Below are 23,200 nucleotides of genomic sequence, written 5' to 3' on the forward strand. Positions count from 1 at the left end.
TCTTCCCTTCGCAAGCCGTGGCCCACGACTGGCGAAGGATGGCTAGTAGACGACGACCGAACGGATCGACTTGCCCTCGTGCATCAAGTCGAACCCCTTGTTGATTTCCTCGAGCTTGAGCACGTGGGTGATCATCGGATCGATCTGGATCTTTCCGTTCATGTACCAGTCAACGACCTTCGGTGTGTCGGTGCGGCCGCGCGCGCCGCCGAAGGCCGTGCCCTTCCAGACCCGCCCGGTGACGAGCTGGAACGGCCGGGTGGCGATTTCCTTGCCGGCTTCCGCGACGCCGATGATCACGGAGACGCCCCAGCCGCGGTGGCAGGCTTCCAGCGCCTGGCGCATCACATTGGTGTTGCCGGTGCAGTCGAAGGTGTAGTCGGCGCCGCCATCGGTCAGACCGACCAGGTGCTGGACGATATCGCCGCCGACCTTGGTCGGATTGACGAAATGCGTCATGCCGAAGCGGCGACCCCAATCTTCCTTGGAGTCGTTGATGTCGACGCCGATGATCTTGTCGGCGCCAACCATCTTGGCGCCCTGGATCACGTTGAGCCCGATACCGCCGAGGCCGAACACCACGACATTGGAGCCTGGCGTGACTTTCGCGGTATTGACCACGGCGCCGACTCCCGTGGTGACGCCGCAGCCGACATAGCAGCTCTTGTCGAACGGGGCGTCCTCGCGGATCTTCGCCACCGCGATCTCCGGCAGCACCGTGTAGTTCGAGAAGGTCGAGCAGCCCATATAGTGGTAGATGGTCTTGCCCTTGTAGCTGAACCGCGAGGTGCCGTCCGGCATCACGCCTTTGCCCTGGGTGGCGCGGATCGCGGTGCAGAGGTTGGTCTTCTGGCTCAGGCAGCTTTTGCACTGCCTGCATTCGGGCGTGTAGAGCGGGATCACGTGATCGCCCGGCTTCACCGAGGTCACGCCCGCACCGACCTCGCGGACGATGCCGGCGCCCTCATGGCCGAGGATGGAAGGGAAGATTCCCTCACTGTCGAAGCCGTCAAGCGTGTAGGCGTCGGTATGACAGATGCCGGTCGCCTTGATCTCGACCAGGACTTCACCGGCCTTCGGGCCTTCCAGGTCGAGCTCGACGATCTCGAGCGGTTTCTTGGCTTCGAATGCGACTGCGGCGCGTGTTTTCATATTGATCTCTCCGTAAAGCGTTTTGTCGCCTGCGCTCCGCAGCTTCAGTTCTTGCCCATGCAGGACTCTTCCGCCTGCTTGTAGGCCTCGGGCTTCCCTTCATGCTTTGCTGGGCGTACGCGCCCAACCGCATCATTGGCGCGGGCGCGCAGGTAGACATAGAGGTCGTCCATGTAGCAGGCGACGTTTGGATTGTCACCGAACGCCGGCATGACATTTTCCTGTGCGGTATTGACGTTCTTGCGGCCGCTGGCGACGACGCCGAGGAAGTCGGCATAGCTCATGGTCTTCAGCGAACCCGCCAATCCCGGCGCATAGGTCGAGCCCATGCCGTCCGGGCCATGGCAGACATGGCATTCCGAATGATACCGCCGATATCCGGAGTAGGTGTACCAATCAACCGTCCCATCGGCTGCGACCTTGAAGGTCGGGTTACCTTCCTTGTCCAGATATTTGCCATTCTCTTCCTTCACGGCGGCCGGATCGACCGCGTCGTCGGCAAGGGCGAATCCTCCAGATACGGCGATGATCATCGCCGCCACCACGAACCAGCTTTTGCGCAAGAGCATGTCCTCAAGATCAGATACAGGCAAAACCGGCGCGTGGATGGTCCACGCGCCGGAACGACGTTCGGCTCACTGCGGGAGGGAGAACACGGTGAGCGTTCCGCCGAGCGCAGTATAGTTGCTCAGCGCCGCGTAGCCGCCGACTGCGCCGAGACCGGCGGTCGGATCGGTCAGACCGGCAGCAAGGCCGATGCCGGCCCAGCCGCCGACTCCGGACAGCACCGCCACATACTGCTTGCCACCCTGCTCATAGGTCGTGACGTTGCCGATGATGCCGGAGGGAGTCTTGAACTTGTAAAGCTCCTTGCCGGTCTTGGCGTCGACCGCCTTCAGGAAGCCCTCGAGCGTTCCATAGAACACCACGCCGCCTGCGGTGGCGAGCGCACCGGACCAGACCGAGAACTGCTCCTTGTTGGACCAGACGATCTTGCCGGTCTTGGCGTCCCAGGCGATGAAGTTGCCCATGTGCGACTCGCCGGGAGGCGGATACATCGAGAGCGTCGCACCCACATAGGGTTGACCCGCGGTGTAGCTCACCTTGAACGGCTCATAGTCCATGCAGACGTGGTTGGTCGGGACGTAGAACAACTGCGTCTCCGGCGAGTAGGCGGCCGGTTGCTGGTCTTTGGTCCCGAGCGCGGCCGGGCAGATGCCCTTGACGTTGACATCCTCACCCTGCTTGTCGGTCGAGTACTGGTCGAGGACCTTCGGCCGGCCGTAGGTCGGCGAGCTCTTGTTCATGTCGACGCCGCTGGTCCAGTTCACCTTCGGGTCGTACTTCTCGGCGACCAGGAGCTCGCCGGTGGCACGATCCATCGTGTAGCCCAAGCCGTTACGGTCGAAATGGACCAGCAGCTTGCGGTCCTGCCCGTTGATCTGCTGGTCAGCGAGGATCATTTCGTTGACGCCGTCATAGTCCCATTCGTCATGGGGCGTCATCTGGTAGACCCAGCGGGCCATGCCGTCGTCCGGATTGCGCGCGAAGATGGTCATCGACCATTTGTTGTCGCCCGGACGCTGCTTCGGGTTCCAGGTGGAGGGATTGCCCGAGCCGTAATAGACAAGGTTCAACTGCGGGTCATAGGACATCCAGCCCCATGTGCAGCCGCCGCCGATCTTCCACTGATCGCCCTGCCAGGTCTTGACGCTCGAATCCTTGCCGACCGGCTTGCCGAGTTCGGTGGTCTTCACAGGATCGACCTTGATCTGGTCGTCAGGCCCTTCGGAATAGGCACGCCATACTTGCTTGCCGCTCTTGAGGTCGTAGGCCGTGACGTGGCACTGCACGCCGAACTCGCCACCGGAGATGCCGACCAGAACCTTGTCCTTAACAACGAGCGGCGAGGATGTACCGGTCTCGCCCTTGCCCGGGTCGCCATTCTTCGCGGTCCACTCCACCTTGCCGGTCTTGGCGTCAAGCGCCACCAGCGTGGTGTCGGCCTGGTGCAGGAAGATCTTGCCATCGCCATAGGCCACGCCACGATTCACCGTGTCGCAGCACATCACCGGGATCACGTTCGGATCCTGCTTCGGCTCGTATCTCCAGACGATCTTATTGTCCTGCGACAGGTCAAGAGCATAGACCTTGTTCGGGAAGGGCGTGTGCACGTACATCATGTTGCCGATGATCAGCGGCCCGCCCTCGTGGCCACGCAGCACGCCGGTCGAAAACGTCCAGGCGACCTGCAACTTTCCGACATTCGAGGCGTTGATTTGATTCAGCTTTGAGTAACGCGTATTCGCGTAGTCACCTGCGGGCTGCACCCAATCTTTCGGGTTCTGCGACATTTTGATGAGTTCTTCATTGGCACTGGCAGCACCTCCGCTCAACGCCGCCATGGCGCCGAGAGAGGTCGCGAATAGCACCTTGCGCATAGTAATTTCCTCCCAATGATGAGTTTTATGCCTTCCGCCGAAACGGTTTGCTTTTCTTGGTTCCTCTTCCCTATCCCCTTCATGGATGCGCGACTTGCCCAAGAGAGAAGGCCGGCTTGCTCAAAAGTGAAACTCGAAGAACTTTTTTGCTTGCGGTGCAGCGCAGTGCGGCGCTGATGTGCCGCCGGCCGCAGGCGCGCGAGATTGATTTCCCTTGACGGCACTTGAAGTAAAGTCGAGGATTATCCCAGGTTGTCAGGAGGAACGCTGCTCAGGCTTCAAGACCGCATTAAGATTGGGGTAACGGTGCTTTACGGTAACCAAAGCCTCTTGCGGCGAGCAGTCACGCTTTGATCTCGAATCGGTGGCTGGATATGCCCGATACCATCCGTTCGCTCACTACCTCCGGTTTGACGCCGAAGAAGCAGGTCCAATGTTGGACAGATGCTCTGACCGACCTATGCGGCCGGTTTGATGTCGACCCGATGGACGCGCTGTCGCTCGATGCACGGGTCAACTACACCACGGTCTCGCGGCTGAAACTCTGCCAGATCGAGGTCAGCCAGCACCGTATCGCGCATCTGAACGCGCGGTCGAAAGCGAACGACCATCCCTATATCAAGATCCTGTTCCAGACCCACGGCGTGTCCTATTTCGAGCAGGACGGCCGTCATTTCGAGCTCGTTCCGGGCGATTGCCTCGCCTACGACGTTTCCAGCCCACACACCATCATCAGCCCGTCACTGACACGGCATGAGGTCGTGATCGTCCCGAAGGCGCTTCTGCAGGAGCGCGGCTTCCGTTCGACGCGGATGCCGGCCTGCAAGCTCTCGGCGCGTAGCGGCACCGGCCGCATCGCGTATGATTTCGTGCATGCGGCCTTTTCCGAGGCGGCCCGATTGTCCCCCTACAACGCGATGGGTGTCGCCGATTCGTTGATCGATCTTCTGCTGTTGCCGCTGCGTGAAGCCGAGACGACGTTCAATCATGGCGGTGCGGAAGCAACCTATATCCGGGCGCAGTTCTTCATCCGCGAACATCTGCGCGATCCGGATCTCTGCATCGACCAGATTTCCAGGGCGCTGGGCTGCACCAAGCGCTACCTGCACATGCTGTTCAGCGAGCGCGGCATGACCGTGAGCGACTACATCTGGCGCGCCCGGCTGCAGCACTGCCGCGAGGAGCTGGAAGCGCAGCCCGGCAAGACGATCACGGATGTCGCATTTTCGTGGGGCTTCTCCAGCTCCTCGCATTTCAGCCGCGTGTTCCGGAAATATTTCGGCATCGTGCCATCAGCCGTTCACCGGCAGCAGCAGGCCGGCCCCACCGTGGAATTTTCGGCGACCTCAGACTAGATCCTCAAGCGCGCCGTGGGCGGCCGGCGTGCGCTCTGCCATCTGTGCAAGCTTCTCTGCTGCCCTTGTCGCACAGGCGCTACCAGGGAGATCAGAGATGAAATGGCGTGGTCTTGTTGTCTTGACATTGGCTGCTATGGCGTTTTCGGGACCGGCTCTGGGCGCGCCGAAACGCGCCGACCCGGTCAAGACGTTCGATACCGACAATGATGGCACGCTCGATCTGGCCGAGGTAAAGAAGGCGGCCTCCGCGCTCTTCACCAAACTGAACCCGGATCAAGACGGCACGCTCGATGCGCGTGAGCTGCGCGGCCGGCTGAACGCCAAGGAGCTGGCGGCCGCCGATCCTGATCATGACGGCACGCTGACGCTGGATGAATATCTTGCCGTCGTGGAGCAGCGGTTCAACGCGGCGAATCCGGACAAGGATGGAACACTGGACGCCAAGGAATTGCGGTCGCCCGCCGGTCGCGCCCTGTTGCGGTTAATGCGATAGGACACCTGATCAGCTGGCAGACCCATGCAAGCAGGCGCCGGGTCGCGGCCTGGAACCGCGCTTATCGAGCGGCACGTTGCAATTATCGATCCGCTGCTCGTCCATCCATTTCCTGCCGAGCCGCTCCTTGCCGGTCTGCGTGGCCGGGGCCTGCATGTGCCCGGGCCGGGGCGGTTCTTCGGCGGCGAGTGGTGACGCAAGGCAGATGACGACGAGCGGAACGAGTGAAATGCGGAGCGACACTCTCATATACGACCTCTGATGCGCTGGCGACCTGATGCGGTGGAAGTGAACAGCATCGAGATTTGTCCGGCCACCCGGAACCTTGGGGCACGCGCTTCGGTTCTTCCGTCATCCTGGCACGCCGGGGCACGCGCCGGTTGGACAAGGAGACGAGACATGAGCACAAGACGCATCATCTTGGCAGGTTGCTCCGCTCTACTGTTGAGCGCGGGCACTGCACTGGCTGGACCCTGCGATACCCAGGGCCAAAGCGCCAATCTGAAGGATGCAGGCTCCGGCCCCGCATCGACCAGCAGCCAGACCACGACAGGCATGGCGAGCGACAAGGAGCATCCGCCGACCAGCACCATGAACCGCGCCAGCGACGATGTCGCCACGTCCTCGCAGGATGTGCAGCGGCAGATGCAGGGCGAGCCTACAGCAGCCCAGCAGGCCGAAGGCAGGAAGTCCGAAGGCCAAATGGCGAGCAAGGACAAGGACTGCTGAACGCGTCGTCCTTGAACGGCGTCGCGCGCAAGGCTGCATCGTCCGATTGATCCGGACGGGCTTTGCCCGAGAGGGAACTGCTTTGCACAGGAGGGAACTATCGGTGCTCAACTGCGACGCAGATGCTCTCGCGGGTCGATCTTGTCCACTTGCGTCGCTCGCGAGCTGGCCATAGGTTCGATCTCGGCGTGAACTCGCGCCAAGCCATTTGGGAGGATCGAATGAGCTGGAAGACTCCGAAGATCGTCGAAGTCCAGGTCGGCATGGAAATCAACATGTACGCCTGCGCATCGCGCAAGTAGACGTCAGGCGCCTGCCCGGCTCGTGCAGCAATGTCTGCTCAGCCGCGGCAGGCGTTTTCATTGGGCTCTGTCGCAGAGCCGCTCAAACTTCCTTGGTATCGAAAATGTAGAGGTCGGCGCCGCCGTCGGCAAAGTTGGCGAGGTCGGCGCCTGCGGCTTTTCCTTCCGCCGAGCCCATGCCTGCCTTCAGCGCGTCGAGCGAATCGAAATACAGCGTCGCCGCAAGGTGGATGTTGCTCTCGCCCGCCGGCGTCCTGGGCGGTGCCGTACTGATGTCGTATTTGGTCAGCCCCGGGATTTTCTTCGCCAGCGGAATGTGAACCGACGCATAATACTTATCGAATGCCTCGGCGTTTTTCGGCTTCTTGTAAAGTACCAGAACTCGTGCCATTTCGGTCTGTTCTCCCTGACGATTGTTTTTTCCGCGGGCCCTTCCGGGCGCTGCATTGCAGCCGAAATGGTCACTGCGATCAAGCGTCCAATCGCTGCCTCCGGGCTTGATGCTGTGGTAAGGGTGTTCTTGTCAGCGAAGCTGACGCTTTCGATTTTGCCGTTGGGAATGGGATGTCTTTTCGCGCGACGATGCTTCGGGCGGCTGCTGTGTGTTTCGTCACACTGCCTTCCGTCGGCGCGCGCGCCGAGGATATCGATACCGAGCATTTGTTCGGCTTCATGATCGGCACCGACATCGGGCATGTCGGCGAGCGCGAATTCCAGACGGAGACAACTGGGGGATTTTCCAGGAATGGCGGCCGCTATCGCGCGGTTACCCAGGAATTCGAACTGGAGTTCGTGCCGGCCCGCGATATTCGTGTTGAGCTCGGCGGCGCCTTTGTGGCGCATCAGATCTCCGGCGTCAGCGGTCTCGACGATCGGCGCCAACTGACCTGGCAAGGTCTCTCATTGGATATCCGCTACCGCTTTCTCAATCGGGAGACGGCGCCGTTCGGCATGACCCTGGCGGTGGAAGGTCATACCGATCGCGTCGACGAGACCACGGCTGGCCGTATCCGCAATTTCGGCACCGAATTCACATTGGCTTTCGAACGCGAATGGGTGCCGAATTTCCTCATTGCCGCGCTCAATTTCGTCTACCAGCCGGAGTGGACACGTTTTCTGGGCTCCCGCACTGTGGAGCAGGAGGCGACGGTGGGCGCGGCCGTCGGCGTGATGGCGCAGATCAGGCCTGGTGTTTTCCTTGGCGGCGAGGCGCGCTATCTCCGCCACTATGAGGGGATCGGGCTGAACGAGCTCGAGGGGCAAGCCTTGTTCATCGGTCCGGTCGCCTATCTCCAATTATCGGAGCGGTCGCGGCTGACGGCGGCCTGGAGCGTTCAGGCCTGGGGCCGTCCGGCCGGATCGGTTGCCGCACTTGATCTCGTCAATTTTGAGCGTCATCAGGCGCGGCTTGTGTTTGGCATGAATTTCTAGGAACCTCCGACAGAGGTTCCGGCTTTCACGTGGAGGCGAAACCTGCCGTTGCGGTCTACGTAGCTTGTTGTGCCAACGCTGAAGCATCAGGGAATGAAGGCATGAATCCGATCGATCTCGTCGTGACCGTCTGTGCCGTCCTGTCGCCCGCCACCTGCGAGGAGACCCGTCTCGTGCTCTCCTTTAATGGTTCGCTGCGCCAATGTGCGATGGCAGCGCCGCCCTATATCGCGCAATGGGTCGACGAGCATCCGAAATGGACCGCAGTCAAATGGCGCTGCGAATATCCGCACAGCAATGATCGAGCGGAGAAGGGTACGACTCCCCTGGCGGGTTGAACTATTTGTTGCAGTCCTTCAGGTCTTTGTCCGAGATCGAGAACACCGCATCGGCCTTGATCTCGATATCGCGGACGAAACACTGCTTCGCTCCGGCATAACTTACCTTGGCGTCGTAACGCCCGGGCTCGACGTCGACGAGGCGCAGCCGTTCGTCATGATCGACTTCCTTGTCCTTGTCGTTCAGGGTCTGGTTGGGACCCCACTCGTTCCTGCCGGGCGGCGAAAGCTGAAAGCCGGCGATGGTCGCGCTCGTGAGATTCCAGAGCCTGATGCCTTTGCCCTTGGCTTGCGCGGAGAGTTCGCCGGGCAGCGCGACCAGCAAGGCGGCGACAGCAATCAATCGGCGCGGCATCGAGACCTCCCAAATTTTCTCACTATGAAGACCAGGTCTCATATCTTTGCAAGCCGGCGCCGCACCAGGTCGGCCTTGATGTGGCTGATCTCGGCGGCGCTTCGTCCCGTGCGCGGCGTCGGGATCGGCACTTCCTGCAGAATTCGGGCAGGGCGCGCCGACAGCAGGAACAGGCGGTCGCCCAGGCAAACGGCGTCGTCGAGATTGTGCGTGACCAGCAGCGTCATCATCGCGCGGCTTTCGACGAGCGTTGCGATCTGCTCGCGGAGGTGCGCGGCGAGCGCATCGTCGAGCGAGGCCAGCGGCTCGTCGAGAATGAGGAAATCCGGCTCGATCGCAAACGCCCGGGCAAGCGCGACGCGGCGCGCCAGGCCAAGCGAAAGCTCGCCCGGGAAATGGCTGCGATGCTCCGTCAATTCCAGGATGGCGAAGAGTTCTGAGAGCCGTTTCTCTTCAATGTGTGGCGCGGCGAGCCGGATGTTGTCCTCGACCGACCGCCACGGCAACAGCCGCGGCTCCTGGAATACCATCCCGAGTCGCGCCGCCGCCGGCCTGGAGATCCTTCCCTGATAATCGTGGTCGAGGCCGGCCAGGATCTTCAGCATCGTGCTCTTGCCGCAGCCGGAAGGACCGACGAACACGCCGACCTCGCCCGCGTGAAGCGAGAACTTGATGGCGGCGAGCACGTCGTGCCGCTCGCCCGCCGCACTCTCGAAATGCTTGCCGGTGATATCGACCTCAAGCTGCACGGGGCCGCCACCGCGATACACGAAATTCGAATGGCTGCACCAGCACGGTCTCGATCACGAGCACGATCGCGGCAAAGGTCAGCGAATAGGCGAGCAGGAGCGGAATGTCGAACAATTGGAAGGCGACGCCGATCTCGAAGCCGACGCCGTTCGGCCGCCCGAGATATTCCGCAACCAGCACGATCTTCCAGACCAGCGAGAGTCCCGATCGTGCGGCAGCCGCGATGTAGGGCCCGAGCTGGGGCAGGATCACGTGCCTGAACGCTCTGCCGCGCGGGATCGCGAACACCGTCGCCATCTCATCGAGCGAGCGGTCGAGCGCCCGCGTGCCCTCGCGCAGCGTGACGACCGCGGTCGGCAGCTTGTTGACGGCGATCGCCGTGATCGCGGCGACCTCGGTGAGCCCGGCCCAGATATAGGCGAGCACGATGACGACGAGCGCCGGCAGATTGAGCAGCAGGATCAGCCAGGGATCGCCGATCCGGTCGGCGAGCTTGACCCGGCCCATCAGGTAGCCGATGGCGGCGCCGAGCGCCATTGCGAGCGTGAAGGACAGCGCGACCCGCGCCAGCGTGGCGCCGAGATTGATGAACAGCGCGCCGGACGCTGCTTCTCGCAGCATCACCGTCAGCACCGCCGGCGGTGCCGGCAGCTTCACGTCACCGATCAGGAGCGCCGCAATCCACCACGTCGCAAGGAACAGGAGGAAGGAGAGGAGGCGCAGCACGGCTCAATCTCCTGGGATTGCGTGATAGAACGTGCCGGGAGCGAGCTCGGTCGCCGATCCCACCAGTTCGCTGCCGCCGATCCTGGCGAGCACCCGGTAGAGCACCTGGGCGTCAGCCTCTTCATCCGCGATCGGGCGGCGCGGGATTCCCTCCCGATAGCGATCACGATAGGCGTGCAGCGTGGCAGCGTCCGCTGCACCGGTTAAGGGCGCGATCTTCTCCCATTCGTCGTCGGACGTCGTAAGGATCTCTTTGGCGGCGCGGGTCATCGTGATGAAACGCTCGACCGCGTGGCGGTTCGCATTGGCCCAGCCTTCGTCGAAGACGTAGCCCACCATCGCGATGCGGCCCTTGGCGCCGAGTTTCGGCAGGATATCCTCGATGCCGGCGACGCGGCGAAAGCCCTTGGCTTCCAGCGCCGCGCAGAAATTCCAGTAATTGACGACGGCGTCCACCTCGCCGCCGGCCGCCTTGGCCGCCAGCAGCGGCGGCGCGCCGTAGACGATGGTCGCTCCCGATCTCAGGTCCAGGCCTTCCTGTTTCAGCGATGCCTGCAGCAGGAGCCAGCTCTTGTCGATCGGCCCGCCGGCGACCGCGAGCTTGCGTCCCCGCAGATCGGTCAGCGAACGGATCGGCGACGATGTCGGCACCATCACCGCGCCGAGCGCGCTCGAATAGGGATAGAAGGCAAGCTTGGCGCCGAGCGAACGTTCGCGCGACACCCACAGCCAGTCGGAGACCATGACGTCGGCATTGCCGGCGCGGAGCGCGATCTTGCCCGCCTCGGGGCTTGCGAGCTCGGTGGCCTCGATCGTGAGGTTGGCGTTCTTGTCGAGGCCATGCGCGCGGATGACCGCCAGTTCCCAGGCAAAGGTGCCGGTTTTCTGCACTGCAACGCGGATCGTGTCCGCGCCAAAGCAGGCAGCGAGCGGCGTCACCGCAACGATCGCGGCGACCAGCAGCGTGCGAATCATGGCACTCATTCTGTTGAGCCGTTTCCTCGAACGTGTTCTTTTCTATCGCGTAGTCATAGCATAGCTTGCGCCATTGGAAGCGAGAGGATGGCCATGACGTTTGCGGGACCGGTACGACCTATTGTCGCCGCTTTGATCGTGTTCGCGGCAACCGCTTCGGTCGCGCGCGGGGAGGAAGTCAACGACTATCCGACAGCCGCCCGCGCGGAATACGTATTCGGCTGCCTGAAGGCGAATGGCGAAACGCGGCAGGCCATCGAGCAATGCTCGTGCTCGATCGACGTCGTCGCATCGATCATTCCTTATGACCGCTATGTCACCGCCGAAACGGTGCTCAGCCTGTCGCAGGTGAGGGGCGACATGGGTTCGCCGTTCCGCACGTCCGAGCAGGCGACCAATGCCCTCAACGAACTCCGCCGGGCGCAGGCCGAAGCTGAAGTCAGGTGCTTCTGATACGGGCGGGTCGGTCCGCCTGGCCGTTCAACTATCCGAATCGATCTTCCATTCGTGCTCGAAGACGTGGCCGTCGGTGTCCTTGGCCTCCGCGCGGAAACGCTTGGCGCCATTCGAGACATAGGTGAAGCGGATGTTGGGATCCTCGGAGATCGAGATGCCGCCTTCCATCTTCAGCACCGGGCTGTCGTCCTGCCAGAGCTGCAGCCGGTCGACATAAAAGGCAGGAATATAGAGCTGCGTCACCTGGTCCATCTGCAGGCCGGAATTGTTGGGATGGCCGATCATGACCTGCGCCTCCCGGGCTCCGCTGGTGGAACCTGCGCCGGATTTCGAAAGCTGCCTATATCGGATCTGGCCGAGCCGGGCCTTGGCTTCCTCGGCGTTCTTGAGTGCAGGCGCAGCGCAGCCGCCGGACGCCTTGACGTAGGTCTTCACCATATAGAGCTTGCCGTCGGTGAGTTCGGCGACGGCATGCACGTCGGTGTAGTTGTTGACGCGCACGCGGGTCGAGATTTCCGTGACACCCGCGTCCGGCCCAAGCTCGAACTTGGCCGCCATCGGCGCAGGGTTCTGGTCGATGACGAGGGTGATCGTCCGCACGCGGCGGCTATCGTCGGGCGCGAGCTTGGTGCGCAGCGTCACCGGCACGATCGCGGCATCTTCTGCGCGGGCGGGCATCTCGACCGCGATCACGTTGCTGCCGTCATTCATCTGACGGTTGCTGAAGATGTCCTGGACCAGGCCTGGCCAGGGATCATAGGTCTCCGCGCTCACTGCGGGCGCGACGCGAGCGCCAAATGCGATCATGCCGAGCAGGCCGGCGATAGCGAGCAGACGGAAAGGTGCTCCGAACATGGTCGTTCTCCTCGCAGCGAGGATGGAAGCAACGCCTGCACTATACGGCCTCGCCAATACTATTCCCACTCCAATTCCGAGAATGCTGCAGTTGCGTTGCGGGCGTTGTAATCATCGAACAATTTCCAGTGCGGCCGCTCCGATGCCGCGGCCGTTTCGGCCGCAGCGGTGATCGGCTTGCCCTTCGCGATCAGCGCGCGCACGTCGGCCGCCAGCGTCTCGAGGTAGCGGCGTTCATCGGCCAAGGCCTGTGGCCATTCGCTCACGGGCCCGTGACCGGGAACCACGCGCTGCGCGGGCAGGGCGCCGAGTTCGCTGAGGATGCCGAGCCAGCCCTTGATGCTGCCGTCCACGACGGGGACGTGGGTGACGAATACGAGGTCGCCGGCGAACAAGGTCCGGGTCTTCTCATCGAACACGGTGAGATCGTTGTCGCTATGCGCCGTCGGCCATGCTCTTAGCGCGAGCGATCGTCCACCGAGATCGAGCGAGAGGCTGCCGTCGACGAGCATCGTGGGCGGCACGATGCGCACCTCATCGATCAGGTCCGCGCCCATCATCCGGCGGAAGGCCTCGAGATAGAACTGGCCTCGCGCCGTCAGCGCGTCGGGAAGCTTCTTGTGGCCGACGAAAACGGTTCCATCGCCCACAAACGCAGCATTGCCGAAGGCATGATCGGGATGGGCGTGGGTGTTGACGACATAGCTGATCGGCTTGTCGGTGCGGGCGCGGATGGCGGCCAATAGTCGCCGTCCCTCGCGGACACTGCCGCCGCTGTCGATAACGGCGACGGCGCTGTCACCGATGACGAATCCGACATTGGCGATCGCGCCCTCATTCTCACCGGTCATCAGGGCGATCTCGCCGACATGCACGAATATTCCGGGCGCGACTTCGCTCACAGGCAATTCCTGTTCCTGCGCCTGCGCTAGGGTCGACATGCACAGTGCTGCGACGAGCGCGATCAGCGAGACGACACGAGCCATGTTTCCGCCCAAGTTTATGCACGAAGCGATCGACGCCACTTCGCGTCACGCCTGTTTGCGCTGCAGCACGCCAAGCGAGATTATCACGAAGCTGTTGCACGTCATGACGCGGCGGGCAATCTATGGTTAGCCGCAAACAACAAAGAGGAGGAAACGCGATGGCGGGTGCCGGACGATATCGCCGCTGGTTGCCGGCGCTGCTTGCGATTGCCGCGCTGGTGGCCAGCTATGGTGCTGCTCGCGCCCAGACCAAGGACAGCGGTGATCTCTCCATCGAGTTGATCGATCCCAAGGTCCTGCGCGTCTGCGCCGACCCGCGCAACCTGCCGTTCTCCAACGACAAGGGCGAAGGCTTCGAGAACAAGCTCGCCGAGCTGTTTGCCGAAAAACTGCAGAAGAAGCTTGAGTTCACGTATTTTCCGCAGGCGACCGGTTTTGTGCGGATGACGCTCGGCGCGCACCGCTGCGACGTCATCATGGGCTTTCCGCAAGGCGATGAACTCGCCCAGGGCACCAATCCCTATTATCGCACGGCCTATGCGTTGATCGCGAAGCAGGGCAGCGGCCTTGACGATGTGACCACGCTTGAGGACGAGCGGCTGAAGGGCAAGCATATTGGCGTCGTCGCCGGCACGCCGCCCGCCACCAACATGGCCGTGGCAGGCTTGATGGCCAATGCAAAACCCTATCCGCTGATGATCGACACCCGCGTCGACTCTTCCGCGGAAGCGATGATGAAGGATCTTGCCAAAGGCGAGATCGATGCAGGCGTGTTGTGGGGACCGATGGCTGGATTCTATGCCAGGAAGAGCAATCCGCCGCTGCACGTCACGCCGCTGGTGAAGGAAACGACAGGCCCGAAGCTCATCTATCGCATCGGCATGGGCGTGCGCCCGGCGGACCAGAACTGGAAACGCCAGCTCAACCGCCTGATCCAGGAGAACCAGGGCGAGATCAACAAGATCTTGCTCGATTTCGGCGTGCCGCTGCTGGACGAGAATGAACGGCCGATCGGCCCGGACACGGCGACGAAATCGCCATGAGGCGGTGGCTCGCCAGCCTGATCGTTGCCGCCGCGGCGCTCATCGCCGTAGCCCACGCCCAGCAGCCGGCAGCCGAGCCGCAAGAATACCGCACGGAGAATTATCGCGCGCCGGTTCCTGCGACGCTTGCCGGCGCGCGCGTGCTCTCGACCGCGGAAGCCGAGGCGATCTGGCGCGACAAGACCGGGGCCTTTGTCGATGTGCTGCCGCGCCCGCCGAAGCCAGCCAACCTGCCCGAAGGCACAGTGTGGCGCGATAAGCCGCGGCTCAACATCCCCGGCAGCATCTGGCTGCCCGACACCGGCTACGGAAAGCTCGCTGATGTGACCGAAGACTATCTTCGCCGCGGCCTTGAGCACGCCTCGGGCGGCAACAAGGCGGCGCTGCTCGTGATCTATTGCCAGGAGAATTGCTGGATGTCGTGGAACGCAGCCAGGCGCGCGCTGACCTACGGCTATTCCAACATCTCCTGGTATCCCCTGGGATCGGATGGGTGGGAGCGCGCAGGCCTGCCGCTCGTCGAAGCCCGGCCCGAGCCGCGGACGGGTGAAGAGAAGTAGACTGCGCGGCTTCGCTCGGGCGAATCCTCGGCCGCTAGGACCGAGGTTCGTGGGATGACACTATTGCTTCTTGAGATCGGTGATGGTCTTGGTGCCGCCGCCTTCAGCGGCGGAAAAGTTCACCTTGTCGCCGGCGTGAAAGGGTTCAAGCTTGTTCACATCAGTCACCTTGAACTCCTGAATGGCGCCACTGCCTGCGCCGACTGTGCCGCTCTGCGTCTGCTGGATCGAGATAGTGCCATTCAGCCGGTCAATCTTGGTGATCGTTCCCGTCATGTTTTGCTGGGCCAAGGCCGCGGTCGTGAGGATGCTGACGGCTGTCGCGCCCGCCAAGATGATCGTTGCCTTTCTCATCAAAAACTCTCCCGGTTGCGAGATTGCCTGGACGACAAGAGGGTGGAATCCGATTTGGTTCCCGGATCCATCCGCTGGAACCGACCCCAAAGGTCAGCGACGCTGACCTTTTTTGCGCCGGAATTGGCGCTATTCCATCTCTTGCTGGATTGTGCGGCCAAGCGCGAACAGGCGCTGGTCGATCGTTGTCGGTACTTCGCAGACAAATCTGACCACACGTTGGCGGTCCTCGAAGATCCGGGTTTCCCACAGGAGCTGGTTGCTGAGCTCGTCGATCTTGGACTGATCGGGCGAGGGCGCGCTCTGCAGCGCCTGCAGCGCGAGCGTATCGGCACGGATTCTCTCGGCCGCCTCGCGTTGCTTGCGCGTCACCCGCTCGATGCCGTTCATGACCGAGGAACGCTGGGCATTGAGCGAATCGAACAATCCTGTGAACAGCAGCTTGCCGGCAGTGGTCTTGTCGCCCGCGGACGCCGCGAGGAAGTCGGTGATCGCCTTTTGCGCATCATCAAGCGATGTGCGCCGCGCGGCCAGTTTCTCCACCAATGCGGTGATCCTGGCGTCCTCCTTCCATTTGCCCTGGACGTCGTCGAGCGGCGGTCCCGCCCACACCGCCGCGAGCGAAATCTCCGGTACCTTGGCCTGCGCGCAGGGCCAGTCCGGATAGCGCGGATCGGCGGCGCGACCGAGCCCGGTCGAAGCCGCGACGGCAAGCAATGCGATCGCGATGCGCCCGATCATGTCTCCCCTCCGGCAGGCCCGCGCCGCGCTAGTCCGCGCGAGGGATCGTAGGCCAGGATCGCGCCGATCATGAAGACCGCCGTGCAGCCGGCAACGACGCCAAGCGAAATCCAGTTGATCTGGCCATACAGCGCAAAGCGGATCAATTCGACCGCATGGGTGAACGGATTGAGCTGGCAGACATAATAAAGCATCGGGCTGCCCTCCTGCACCCGCCACAGCGGATAGAGCGCGGATGAGGCAAAGAACATCGGAAAGATCACGAAGTTCATGACCCCCGCAAAATTCTCGAGCTGCTTGATGCCGGAGGAGATCAGCATGCCGAGTGCCCCGAGCATCAGCCCCGACAGCACCAGCGCCGGCAGCACGGTGAGATAGCCGATCGGCGGCGGCGCGATGTCCCAGAGCCAGGCGATCACGAGGAAGGCATAAACCTGCAACAGCGAGACTGCGGTGCCCGCCAGCAATTTGCAGAACAACAGGTAGCCGCGCGGCAGCGGGCTCACCAGCAGCGTGCGCATATTGCCCATCTCGCGGTCATAGACCATCGAGAGCGAGGATTGCATGCCGTTGAAAAGCTGGATCATCGCCATCAGGCCGGGCGCGATATAGACCTCGTAGAGGATGTAGGTCTCGTAAGGCGGGATGATCGAGATGCCCAGCACCTGGCGAAAGCCGGCGGCGAAGATGAAGAGCCACACCAGCGGCCTGACCAGTGCCGAGACGAAGCGTTCGCGCTGATGCAGGAAGCGCAGCGCTTCGCGCCACACGATGCCGTTGAGGCAGGTGACGTATTCGCCGAAGGAAAAGCCGCGTCGTGACGGCGTGACGGTGATGGAGCTCATGACGCCTCGCTCCCGACTTTGCCTACGGCCCCGGTCAGGCGCATGAAGGCGGTGTTGATGTCCTGCGCGCCGGTGTCGGCGATCACGCGCGAGACTTGGCCGCGCGCCAGCACCTTGCCCTGGTGCAGCACCACGAGATCATCACTCGCCGTGATCTCGTCGAACAGATGCGTCGCCCAGAGCACGCCGATGCCTTGCTCGGATACGAGCTGCCGGACGTGGTTAAGAATGTCTGAACGGGCCTTGACGTCGAGACCGACCGTCGCCTCGTCCAGCAGCAACAGGCGCGGCCGGTGCAGCAGCGCACGCGCGATCTCCAGCCGGCGCATCTGGCCGCCGGAGAGATCGCGCACCTTGCTGCCGGCACGGTCGGAGAGCGCGATCCGCGCCAGCACCTCGCCGCTGCGCAACCGCGCCTCGCGCCGGCCGATGCCGTGCAGGGCGGCGTGATAAAGCAGGTTCTGCGTCACCGATAAATCGAGATCGAGCGTGCGCGGCTGGAACACGACGCCGAGCAGCCGCAGCGCCTCGCCCGGGGCGCGGCTGATGTCGTGACCGAAAATGCCGATGCGCCCGGCCTGGATGCCGAACAGCCGCGTGATCAGCGAGAACAGCGTGCTCTTTCCGGCGCCGTTCAGGCCGAGCAGAGCCGTGAAGCTCGCGGGCGCGACGTCGAAGCTCACATCGATCAGCGCGCGGCGTGCACCATAGGAATGGCTGACGCCTTCGATCGACAAGGCGGCGGCACCGGCGGGGGCGCGGCGGGCCGACATGTCCGGCGATGGCTGGCTAGCGATGGGTATCTCGGCTGCTGTCATGGCTGTGCAATCGTAACGCCCCAGGGGAGTTCGCCGACCTGGATGGTCTTGATCACCTTTTGCGCGGCGACGTCGATGACGGAAACGTCGTTGGAGACGCCGTTGGTCACCAGCAGGTATTTCTCGTCCGGCGTGAACGCCATGTGCCAGACCCGCTGCCCGACCAGGAGATATTTGGTGACCTTGTGACTGACGGCGTCGACCACCGCGACGCGGTTGGCGGGGCCGAGCGCGACGAACGCGGTCTTGTCATCCTTGGTCATGCCGATGCCGACCGGCTGGATCGCTTCGCTGCGCAGGCCGGGAATGCTGAAAGTGACCTTGCCGGTCACCACGTGCTTGACCGGATCGATGATCGACACCGTGCCGCCGATCTCGGACGAGATCCACAATTCCGAGCCGTCATGCTTGAACTCGGCGAACCGCGGTCGGGCATCGACCAGCACATTGGCCACGATCTGGCGCGTCGACGTGTCGATGAAGTGCGCCATGTTGGTGGTCTCGGACGTGTTGATCAGGATCTTGCCGTCAGGGCTGATCGTCATGCCCTCAGGCTCGACGCCGACCTGGACGTCGCCGATGCGGGCACGCTTCTCGAGATCGATCACCGTTACCGTGTTGTCGTTCTCGTTGGCGACATACATGACCTTGCCCGCGGCATCCTGAGCGAACAGTTCCGGATCGGGGCCCGAGGGCAGGGTGTCCACCACCTCCTGCTTCTTGGCGTCGATCACCTGGATGGTGTCGTCGTCGCCGACCGCGACCATCACGAACTTGCCGTCGCGGCTGAATTCGATGCCGCGCGGTCGCTGGCCGACCTTGATGGTTTTTGTCACGGTCCAGCTATCGGTGTCGATCACGGAGACCGTGTTGCCTTTCTCGTTGGAGACGTAGGCCATGAAGGCAGAGGCGGGTGCGGCGGCCGCAAGCCAAAGGACCGTTCCGGAAAGTAAATAACGGCGCCACATGCGCGATCTCTCCCTCACTGCAGCTTGCATTTTGTTTCGGGGCGGTCGACGCCGAGCGTGTCGAGCTCGGAGACCTGGTGCAGGAACCCTTCCTGCGGCGACACCGAGACCACCATGCGCCCGTCGACCAGGAGAATCGGCTGGCGAAGCTGCTGGTTCCAGTTTCGCAGCGTCAGCCGCGTTCCCTTGAACGCGGCCACCGAGAAATCCGGCCCTTTGAGGAAAGCGAACAGCTTCTTCGGGTCACCTGAATTCGTGCGCGAGGCGGCTTCGCCGATCATGCGCGTGGCGGTCCAGGCCTGCATGTCGAGCGCGGTCATGCGCCGCGAATTCAGTTTCACGAAGCGGTTCTGGATCTGGATCGCGCCCCACTGGTCCTGCGCCGCGTCCCAGCTTGTCGGCACCAGCCCGGCGGAGCCCGCAACCGGCCGCGGGTCCCAGGTGCGATAGGGCAGATAGGACGCGAAGACCTCGCTTTCGTCGGCGGCAACCAGTACGTCATAGGCGGCAATCTGCTGGGTGAAGACCGGCATCTGCCGTTGGATCAGCGTCACGCCGCTGTCGGTGCGGCGCGCGCCGCCGGTGTCCTCGAAAGTCTTCTCCTGCACGATCTTGGCGCCGAACCGCGTCGCGGCGCGGCGCAGCGCGTCGGCATAGAGCTTGTCCTTGTCATGCGAGCCGACCACCAGGAACCAGCGCTTCCACTGCTTCCACACCAGATATTGCGCCAGCGCATCCGCCAGCATCGACCGTGTCGGCGCGACGTGGATCACGTTGGCGCGGCAGTCCTGCTCGCGCAGCCGGTCGTCGATCGCGCCGGCGTTCAAGAGCACGGTGCCGCGATCGCGCAGCGCATCCGCCGCCTGCAGCAGCGCATCCGGCGGGAGATCGGCGATGATGAAACCGTTGCGATCGGCGAGCGCGGTCGCGGCCTTCGCCACGTCCTCGCCTTCCCTGAGCCGGACCTCTTCCAGGTTGAAACGCTGGTTGAGGAATTTTCCGGTGGTGTTGTTGTCTTCGATCGCAAGCCGCGCACCGGCGATGCCGTCATTCTCGGCGGGCTGCTCGACCAGCGACAGCTTCTGCTGAACGCCGGCACGGCCGAGATAGCCAATGCCGATCTCGATCGGCTCGGCTGAAAGCACAGGCTTCGCCATTGCGACCAGACCGATTGCGGCGACCAGCCATCGGACCATGTTTCCTCCCGACGCTCCTCGCCTTGACCCGGCGATGGAGAACCTCTTGGCCTGCAAGATGACTGAATTGTTCTGGCTTGCAACCCCGCATTTTGTCGTTGCGACGTCCTCGATTCCGCACGATCACGATCATGAGAGCGCGATCAGCCGTCGCGGCAACGATGTCGATTGCCGCCGTGTCGCGCGCCGCGATGAAATTGTTTCAGGCCGTCAGCCGCGCCGCGTGCCAGCGCAGGTGATCGCCCATGAAGGTGGAGATGAAGTAGTAGCTGTGGTCGTAGCCTTCCTGACGACGCAGCAGGAGCGGGATCTGCGCGTTCGCGCAGGCCTGTTGCAGCAGTTCCGGGCGAAGCTGTTCGGCAAGGAACGAGTCGGCATCACCCACGTCCACCAAGAGGTCGGAAAATCGCGCACCATCCTCGATCAGCGCCACCGTGTCATGCCTGCGCCAGGCGCTTCTGTCATCGCCGAGATAGCCGCCGAGTGCCTTGATGCCCCAGGGCACCTGTGATGGCGCCACGATCGGCGCAAAAGCGCTCGCCGCGCGGTAGCGGTTGGGATGGCGCAGCGCCACCGTCAGTGCGCCATGACCGCCCATGGAATGGCCCATGATCGACTGCCGCACGGGATCGACAGGGAAATGCGCGGCAACGAGCTGCGGCAATTCCTGGGTCACATAACCCCACATCCGGTAGTTCTGGGCAAACGGATCCTGCGTCGCGTCGACATAGAAGCCGGCGCCAAGCCCGAAGTCGTATGCGCCGGCGGGATCGCCGGGCACGCCTTCGCCGCGCGGGCTGGTGTCGGGCGCCACGAAGATCAGGCCGAGGTCGGCGCAGGTGGCGCGGTACTCACCTTTCTCCGTAACATTGGCATGGGTGCAGGTCAGGCCGGAGAGATAGAACACCACCGGCAGCTTCGCGCCCGCCGGATGCGGGGGAACGTAGACCGAAAAGGTCATGTCGGTCTTGGTTTCGCGGCTGGCATGCTTGTACACGCCCTGGATGCCGCCATGGGATTTGTTGGTCGAAACGGTTTGAATCGTCATGATGTTCTAACTCCGGCGCTTGTTTGTTTGCGCATGATCCTTTCGGAGAACCGGTGCCCACTTTTCCGGATCATGCGTGCGCAATTCAGGCCACGCCGCTCTCGATCGCCAACCGCACCAGCTCGGCCGAGGTGCGCACGCCGAGTTTCTGGCGCATGATCGAAGAGGTGTTGGCGACCGTCTTGTAGGAGGAATGAACCAGCCAGGCGATCTCGGAGAGCGTCTTGCCGGCGCTGAGCAGCCGCAGGATCTCTATCTCGCGCGGATTGAGCTTCGACAGCGGGCTCTGCGCAGCGGCAGGCCCGGCGAAGGCGACGCGTCGCGCGATCGCGGGTGGCAGATAGACGCCGCCATTGCCGACTTCGTGGATGGCTTCGACGAGATCGTTGGGATCGCCGGTCTTCGCCACATAACCCTTGGCGCCGATCTCGATGGCGCGGGCGGCGAACACCGGATCGTCGTTCATGCTGAACATGATGATGCGCGCCGAATCGTCCCGCGCCAGCATCCGCCGTGCCAGTTCGAAGCCGGAGACGGTCGGCAGATTGATGTCGACCACGGAGATATCGGGATGCTCCGCGAGGAACACGCGTTCGCCGCTTTCGGCGTCCGATGCCTCGAGCAGCACGATCTCCGGCTCGTCGGCGAACACGGTGCGGCAGCCGGAAGCGACGATCGGATGGTCGTCAACGATCAGAACGCGCATGCTTGAAGTCCCGGATAGCTGCGTCAGCCCGTTGCTGCACCGCATCAGACTGCATGAACATCTTCCCGACGGGCGCGCTCATGCATCTCCAGCGCGATTGCTGTACCCTTCGATTAGACAGACGCGCTATTTGTCTGTCAACGCTCCTCTTAATTGAGGAACCGAACGCGGGTGATCGTGGGCAACGGCGATGTGGCAGAAACTTTCCTTGCGCGGGCGGATCAACCTGCTGCTGGCGCTGGTCCTCGCGCTCGGCCTTGCCATCAACATCGCCCGGCTCATCGTGGAGGCGGGGCCCCGGGTCCAGGCCGAAGACCAGAGCGTTATCAGGTTGGCGCGGGAATTCGTGACCACGATCGTTGCCGGGCTGAACGAGGCGCCGGATCCGGACGCCCGGCTCGACGAGATCGTTCGCGATCTGAGCCGGCTGCGTCACGTCAGCATCGCGCGGCAGGATGGTACGACGGCAAAGTCCGGAAAGGACGCAGCGACTGACAACCCCGAGGAGGGACGGTCACCGCCAGCCTGGTTTGTCGCGCTCGTCCATCCGGAGACGACGTCCGTTAGCGTACCGATCAACATCCGCGGCAGATCGGAATCGCTCGTGATCACCTCGCATCCCAATGACGAGATGGCGGAGATCTGGGACGGCATAGTCACCCAGCTCGCGGTCGGTTCCGCGATCGTCATTGTGCTCTTTCTGATCATCAGGAGCGTTGTCGGCCGCGCGCTGGCGCCGCTCGAGTCGCTGTCGCAAGCCATGGCGAAGATCGAGGCCGGGCAGTACGATGTTCGCGTGATGCCGGGCGGCGCGCCGGAACTGGCTGCGATTTGCGGCAAGCTGAACCACCTCGCGGCCACGCTAGGCGAGGCGATCGAGGACAAGCGGCGGCTCGCCGAACGTGCGGTTTCGCTGCAGGACCGGGAGCGCAAGCAGATCGCGCGCGAACTGCACGACGAACTCGGCCCGCATTTGTTCGCGTTGCGCGCCCATGCAAGTGCGCTGATGCGGCTGTCGGATGCGCCCGAAGCAGGTCCGGACCAGGTGCGAAAGCACGGCGGTGCGATGCTGGAGCAAGTCAATGCGTTGCAGCAGTTCACGCGCCGGATACTGGAGAAGCTGCGGCCGGTCGGGCTCGCCGAGCTCGGCCTTCACGAGGCGCTCTCCGCGCTGTTCCGCCTGTGGAAGGAATCGCATCCGGAGGTCGCGATCGAAACCAGCATTTCGCCTTCCCTCGGCGAGACCGGAGAGACCGCCGATCTCACGATCTATCGCGTCGTCCAGGAGGCGCTCACCAACGCCTTCCGTCACGCCGGCGCGACCGCGGTCAAGGTCACCGTCGAGCCCGCGGAGCAGGTGGAAGGAGTGCGGGGAATTCGCGGCTGTGCGCGGGTCCGGGTCCGCGACAATGGCCGCGGCTTGAGCCCCGATCACCGGTTCGGCTTCGGCCTGACCGGCATGCGCGAGCGCCTGTTGGCGTTGGGCGGCTCGCTGACGGTCTCGTCCGCTGACGGCGTCACAGTGGAGGCGCTCGTTCCCACCGGAGCGCGCTCCCAGCTCTGATGTCGCAGCG

General features: G+C 63.1%; 28 protein-coding genes. 10 read left to right on the forward strand and 18 right to left on the reverse strand.

Annotated features, from left to right (window positions below):
- Window positions 1-42: 42 nt before the first annotated feature.
- The 3 genes from I6F35_RS21265 to xoxF5 all read right to left on the reverse strand — a co-directional run bounded on the left by I6F35_RS21265 (window position 43) and on the right by xoxF5 (window position 3,593).
- On the reverse strand, window positions 43-1,152 hold the full coding sequence (locus tag I6F35_RS21265) for an S-(hydroxymethyl)glutathione dehydrogenase/class III alcohol dehydrogenase (RefSeq protein ID WP_225119626.1): 1,110 nt from the start codon (window positions 1,150-1,152) through the stop codon (window positions 43-45).
- A gap of 44 nt (window positions 1,153-1,196) precedes the next feature.
- Window positions 1,197-1,685 carry a c-type cytochrome, methanol metabolism-related gene (locus I6F35_RS21270; protein ID WP_225119701.1) on the reverse strand — a complete coding sequence of 163 codons (489 nt, stop codon included), beginning with the start codon at window positions 1,683-1,685 and terminating at the stop codon, window positions 1,197-1,199.
- A gap of 102 nt (window positions 1,686-1,787) precedes the next feature.
- Complete coding sequence (xoxF5, locus tag I6F35_RS21275; RefSeq protein WP_225119627.1) at window positions 1,788-3,593, reverse strand: lanthanide-dependent methanol dehydrogenase XoxF5; 1,806 nt, start codon at window positions 3,591-3,593, stop codon at window positions 1,788-1,790.
- A 374-nt stretch (window positions 3,594-3,967) separates the two neighbouring features.
- Here xoxF5 and I6F35_RS21280 point away from each other — a divergent pair, with 374 nt between their 5' ends.
- The 4 genes from I6F35_RS21280 (at window position 3,968) to pqqA (ending at window position 6,475) form a co-directional block, all read left to right on the forward strand.
- On the forward strand, window positions 3,968-4,948 hold the full coding sequence (locus I6F35_RS21280) for a helix-turn-helix domain-containing protein (RefSeq protein WP_225119628.1): 981 nt from the start codon (window positions 3,968-3,970) through the stop codon (window positions 4,946-4,948).
- A gap of 136 nt (window positions 4,949-5,084) precedes the next feature.
- On the forward strand, window positions 5,085-5,444 hold the full coding sequence (locus tag I6F35_RS21285; protein WP_225119702.1) for an EF-hand domain-containing protein: 360 nt from the start codon (window positions 5,085-5,087) through the stop codon (window positions 5,442-5,444).
- 399 nt (window positions 5,445-5,843) lie between these two features.
- Window positions 5,844-6,173, forward strand: a complete 330-nt coding sequence (locus tag I6F35_RS21290) for a hypothetical protein (protein ID WP_225119629.1) — start codon at window positions 5,844-5,846, stop codon at window positions 6,171-6,173.
- A 221-nt stretch (window positions 6,174-6,394) separates the two neighbouring features.
- A complete protein-coding gene (pqqA, locus tag I6F35_RS21295; protein WP_035689484.1) occupies window positions 6,395-6,475 on the forward strand; it encodes a pyrroloquinoline quinone precursor peptide PqqA in 81 nt (26 codons plus the stop codon).
- Window positions 6,476-6,557: 82 nt separating this feature from the next.
- On the opposite strand, the gene I6F35_RS21300 is transcribed toward pqqA, so the two are convergent.
- The gene (locus I6F35_RS21300; protein ID WP_225119630.1) at window positions 6,558-6,866 is read right to left on the reverse strand and encodes an EthD family reductase; all 309 of its coding nucleotides are present in this window, start codon (window positions 6,864-6,866) and stop codon (window positions 6,558-6,560) included.
- Between the two features lie 209 nt (window positions 6,867-7,075).
- On the opposite strand from I6F35_RS21300, the gene I6F35_RS21305 reads away from it, so the two are divergent.
- A complete protein-coding gene (locus I6F35_RS21305) occupies window positions 7,076-7,906 on the forward strand; it encodes a hypothetical protein (protein ID WP_225119631.1) in 831 nt (276 codons plus the stop codon).
- A 101-nt stretch (window positions 7,907-8,007) separates the two neighbouring features.
- Window positions 8,008-8,244: a hypothetical protein gene (locus I6F35_RS21310; protein WP_225119632.1), complete on the forward strand. Its 237-nt coding sequence runs from the start codon at window positions 8,008-8,010 to the stop codon at window positions 8,242-8,244.
- Between the two features lies 1 nt (window position 8,245).
- Here I6F35_RS21310 and I6F35_RS21315 read toward each other — a convergent pair whose 3' ends face one another.
- Genes I6F35_RS21315 through I6F35_RS21330 form a run of 4 tightly spaced genes read right to left on the reverse strand, consistent with a single transcriptional unit; the run spans window position 8,246 to window position 11,059 of the window.
- Window positions 8,246-8,599, reverse strand: coding sequence for a hypothetical protein (locus I6F35_RS21315; protein WP_225119633.1), 354 nt, complete (start codon window positions 8,597-8,599; stop codon window positions 8,246-8,248).
- A 38-nt stretch (window positions 8,600-8,637) separates the two neighbouring features.
- Window positions 8,638-9,348, reverse strand: a complete 711-nt coding sequence (locus I6F35_RS21320) for an ATP-binding cassette domain-containing protein (protein ID WP_225119634.1) — start codon at window positions 9,346-9,348, stop codon at window positions 8,638-8,640.
- The gene (locus I6F35_RS21325) at window positions 9,338-10,075 is read right to left on the reverse strand and encodes an ABC transporter permease subunit (RefSeq protein WP_225119635.1); all 738 of its coding nucleotides are present in this window, start codon (window positions 10,073-10,075) and stop codon (window positions 9,338-9,340) included. Before I6F35_RS21325 ends, I6F35_RS21320 begins: the two co-directional genes overlap by 11 nt.
- A 3-nt stretch (window positions 10,076-10,078) precedes the next feature.
- Entirely contained in the window at window positions 10,079-11,059 is a 981-nt protein-coding gene (locus I6F35_RS21330; RefSeq protein ID WP_225119636.1) for an ABC transporter substrate-binding protein, read from the reverse strand.
- Between the two features lie 84 nt (window positions 11,060-11,143).
- On the opposite strand from I6F35_RS21330, the gene I6F35_RS21335 reads away from it, so the two are divergent.
- Complete coding sequence (locus I6F35_RS21335) at window positions 11,144-11,503, forward strand: hypothetical protein (protein WP_225119703.1); 360 nt, start codon at window positions 11,144-11,146, stop codon at window positions 11,501-11,503.
- A 27-nt stretch (window positions 11,504-11,530) separates the two neighbouring features.
- On the opposite strand, the gene I6F35_RS21340 is transcribed toward I6F35_RS21335, so the two are convergent.
- A complete protein-coding gene (locus tag I6F35_RS21340) occupies window positions 11,531-12,361 on the reverse strand; it encodes a quinoprotein dehydrogenase-associated SoxYZ-like carrier (protein ID WP_225119637.1) in 831 nt (276 codons plus the stop codon).
- A 59-nt stretch (window positions 12,362-12,420) separates the two neighbouring features.
- Complete coding sequence (locus I6F35_RS21345) at window positions 12,421-13,347, reverse strand: quinoprotein relay system zinc metallohydrolase 2 (RefSeq protein WP_225119638.1); 927 nt, start codon at window positions 13,345-13,347, stop codon at window positions 12,421-12,423.
- A 158-nt stretch (window positions 13,348-13,505) separates the two neighbouring features.
- Here I6F35_RS21345 and I6F35_RS21350 point away from each other — a divergent pair, with 158 nt between their 5' ends.
- Window positions 13,506-14,390: a substrate-binding domain-containing protein gene (locus I6F35_RS21350; RefSeq protein WP_225119639.1), complete on the forward strand. Its 885-nt coding sequence runs from the start codon at window positions 13,506-13,508 to the stop codon at window positions 14,388-14,390.
- Entirely contained in the window at window positions 14,387-14,950 is a 564-nt protein-coding gene (locus I6F35_RS21355; RefSeq protein WP_225119640.1) for a PQQ-dependent catabolism-associated CXXCW motif protein, read from the forward strand. The genes I6F35_RS21350 and I6F35_RS21355 overlap by 4 nt, the downstream gene beginning before the upstream one ends.
- A 60-nt stretch (window positions 14,951-15,010) precedes the next feature.
- On the opposite strand, the gene I6F35_RS21360 is transcribed toward I6F35_RS21355, so the two are convergent.
- From I6F35_RS21360 to I6F35_RS21395, 8 genes are all read right to left on the reverse strand, one after another.
- Window positions 15,011-15,304, reverse strand: a complete 294-nt coding sequence (locus tag I6F35_RS21360; RefSeq protein ID WP_225119641.1) for a copper-binding protein — start codon at window positions 15,302-15,304, stop codon at window positions 15,011-15,013.
- A 129-nt stretch (window positions 15,305-15,433) separates the two neighbouring features.
- Window positions 15,434-16,045 carry a hypothetical protein gene (locus I6F35_RS21365; RefSeq protein ID WP_225119642.1) on the reverse strand — a complete coding sequence of 204 codons (612 nt, stop codon included), beginning with the start codon at window positions 16,043-16,045 and terminating at the stop codon, window positions 15,434-15,436.
- A complete protein-coding gene (locus I6F35_RS21370; RefSeq protein ID WP_225119643.1) occupies window positions 16,042-16,890 on the reverse strand; it encodes an ABC transporter permease in 849 nt (282 codons plus the stop codon). The genes I6F35_RS21365 and I6F35_RS21370 overlap by 4 nt, the downstream gene beginning before the upstream one ends.
- A complete protein-coding gene (locus I6F35_RS21375) occupies window positions 16,887-17,663 on the reverse strand; it encodes an ABC transporter ATP-binding protein (RefSeq protein ID WP_225119704.1) in 777 nt (258 codons plus the stop codon). The genes I6F35_RS21370 and I6F35_RS21375 overlap by 4 nt, the downstream gene beginning before the upstream one ends.
- Before the next feature lie 41 nt (window positions 17,664-17,704).
- A complete protein-coding gene (locus I6F35_RS21380; RefSeq protein ID WP_225119644.1) occupies window positions 17,705-18,676 on the reverse strand; it encodes a YVTN family beta-propeller repeat protein in 972 nt (323 codons plus the stop codon).
- Between the two features lie 14 nt (window positions 18,677-18,690).
- Window positions 18,691-19,872, reverse strand: a complete 1,182-nt coding sequence (locus I6F35_RS21385) for an ABC transporter substrate-binding protein (RefSeq protein ID WP_225119645.1) — start codon at window positions 19,870-19,872, stop codon at window positions 18,691-18,693.
- Between the two features lie 202 nt (window positions 19,873-20,074).
- Window positions 20,075-20,920, reverse strand: coding sequence for an S-formylglutathione hydrolase (gene fghA, locus I6F35_RS21390; protein WP_225119646.1), 846 nt, complete (start codon window positions 20,918-20,920; stop codon window positions 20,075-20,077).
- A gap of 85 nt (window positions 20,921-21,005) precedes the next feature.
- Window positions 21,006-21,626 carry a response regulator transcription factor gene (locus tag I6F35_RS21395; RefSeq protein ID WP_225119647.1) on the reverse strand — a complete coding sequence of 207 codons (621 nt, stop codon included), beginning with the start codon at window positions 21,624-21,626 and terminating at the stop codon, window positions 21,006-21,008.
- 190 nt (window positions 21,627-21,816) lie between these two features.
- Between I6F35_RS21395 and I6F35_RS21400 the strand changes: the two genes are divergently transcribed.
- Window positions 21,817-23,190, forward strand: a complete 1,374-nt coding sequence (locus I6F35_RS21400) for a sensor histidine kinase (protein ID WP_225119648.1) — start codon at window positions 21,817-21,819, stop codon at window positions 23,188-23,190.
- Window positions 23,191-23,200: the final 10 nt, after the last annotated feature.

Origin of the sequence: Bradyrhizobium sp. BRP22 (assembly GCF_020194175.1) — a bacterium.
Taxonomy (GTDB): Bacteria; Pseudomonadota; Alphaproteobacteria; order Rhizobiales; family Xanthobacteraceae; genus Bradyrhizobium.